The 1952-nt window shown below is 67.6% G+C and carries 1 protein-coding gene and 1 pseudogene; both read right to left on the bottom strand.

Translation table 11 applies throughout. The features are described 5' to 3' along the window. Positions 1–585, bottom strand: a 585-nt coding sequence (plsY, locus tag EB084_24430) for a glycerol-3-phosphate 1-O-acyltransferase (GenBank protein ID NDD31410.1), incomplete at its 3' end; no start/stop codon positions are given. 24 nt (positions 586–609) lie between these two features. Then, positions 610–1895, bottom strand: a pseudogene (locus EB084_24425) (ribosome biogenesis GTPase Der). Between the last annotated feature and the right edge of the window lie 57 nt (positions 1896–1952).

Below are 1952 nucleotides of genomic sequence, written 5' to 3'. Positions count from 1 at the left end.
GTTCGAGCGGTGCCGCACGAACGCCATCGCGCACGCCACCACGCCGAACATGAGGTGGGGTGAGGGCGCGCCAGACCAGGCGAAGTACACGGGGATGCTCGCGGCGGCGCAGAGCGAGCCCACCGAGGCATAGCGCGTGAGGGCGAGAGCGACTGCCCACACGAGGGCTGCCACCAGGGTGGCCGTGGGGCTCATGGCCAGCAGAACCCCGAACATGGTGGCGATGCCCTTGCCGCCCTTGAAGCGCAGGTAGATGGAGCTGTTGTGCCCCACGATGGCGCTCACGCCCACCAGAACCTGCGCGGTGGCCGGGCAGGGGGAGCCCGCACGCCCCAGCAGCGCGAACATCGTACCCGCCAGGGTGACGGGCAGATAGCCCTTCACCGCGTCGAGCGCGAGGACGGCCACTCCCAGCGGAGCGCCGAGGCTGCGAAAGGCGTTGGCCGCGCCGATGTTCCCACTTCCCACCTGGCGGAGATCGACGCCGCGCACGACGCGGCCCACCACCAGGCCGAAGGGGATGGAACCCAGCAGGTATGCCGCGAGGCAGAGCAGGGCGAGGTCAGCGGAAGAGGCTGTGAGCACGTGGGCGTCTCCGTTCCGGGTCTCTCAGGTCTTGAGCACGAGCTCGACGGGCGTGCCCATGAGACCGAACGCACGCCGGATGTGATTCTCGAGGTATCGCCGATACGAGAAGTGGAGCAGCTTGGTGGAGTTCACCCGCAGCACCAGCGTCGGAGGCTTCACGTCGCGCTGATGCGCGTAGAAGACCTTCAGCTGCTGCCCCTTGAACGAAGGGGGCGGCCGCATCATGAGGGCCTCCTGCACCAGCTTGTTGAGCGACGACGTGTCGAGGCGCCGCGTGAACTCTCCGTACACCTCGCCCGCCAGCTCGAGGATGTCGGCCAGCCCCTCGCCACTCTTGGCTGAGACGAAGATGATGGGGGCCCACGACATGAAGTTGAGCTCCTCGGCGAGCCGCTGCCCGAGCTCTTTTCGCATCTCGGCATCGCGTCCCGGGTTCTGGGCGCGAACGAGGTCCCACTTGTTCACCACCACCATGATCGCCCGCTTCGCCTCCTGCGCGTGGCCGGCGATGCGCTTGTCCTGCTGCTGCAGGCCCTCGGTGGCATCGATGACGAGAACGCACACGTCGCATCGGCGGATGGCGCGCAGGGAGCGAACCCCCGAGTAGTACTCGACCTTCTCGTCGACCCTCGACGGGCGGCGCATGCCCGCCGTGTCGATGAGCACGAAGGCGTGATCGTTCCAGGTGATGGCGGTGTCGATGGCGTCTCGCGTCGTGCCCGGTGTGCTGTCGACGATCACGCGCTGCTCGCCCAGCAGCGCGTTCACGAGAGACGACTTGCCCACATTGGGGCGTCCCACCAGGGCCAGCTTGATGCCCTCGCCCTCTTCCGGCGCAGGCGCGGGGGGAAGGTGCTTCACGATCTCGTCGAGGACACAGCGAGCGGATCGCCCAGGGCGAGTGCGTGGAACTCGTAGATCTCGGCCTCTCGCTTCAGGTTGTCGACCTTGTTCACGGCCAGCAGAACGGTGCGGCCGCTTCGGCGAAGCATCTCGGCGATGCCGGCGTCGAGGGCGTGGATGCCGGCGATGGCGTCGACCACGAACACGATGACGCTCGACTCCTCGACTGCGACCCGCGCCTGCTCGAGGATGGCCGCCTCGAGGGTGCGCCCCTCGGCCGTGTCGGGGATGATCCCCCCGGTGTCGACCAGGAGGAAGTCTCGGCCGTTCCAATCACACTCGGCGTAGATGCGATCCCGGGTGACCCCGGGCTGATCTTCGACGATGGAGCGGTTCTCGCCGATGAGGCGGTTGAACAAGGCCGACTTGCCCACATTGGGGCGTCCCACCAGGGCCAGCTTGATGCCCTCGCCCTCTTCCGGCGCAGGCGCGGGGGGAAGGTGCTTCACGATCTCGTCGAG

The organism is Pseudomonadota bacterium (assembly GCA_010028905.1).
GTDB lineage: Bacteria > Vulcanimicrobiota > Xenobia > RGZZ01 > RGZZ01 > RGZZ01.
This window is presented reverse-complemented; position numbering and strand designations above follow the sequence as displayed.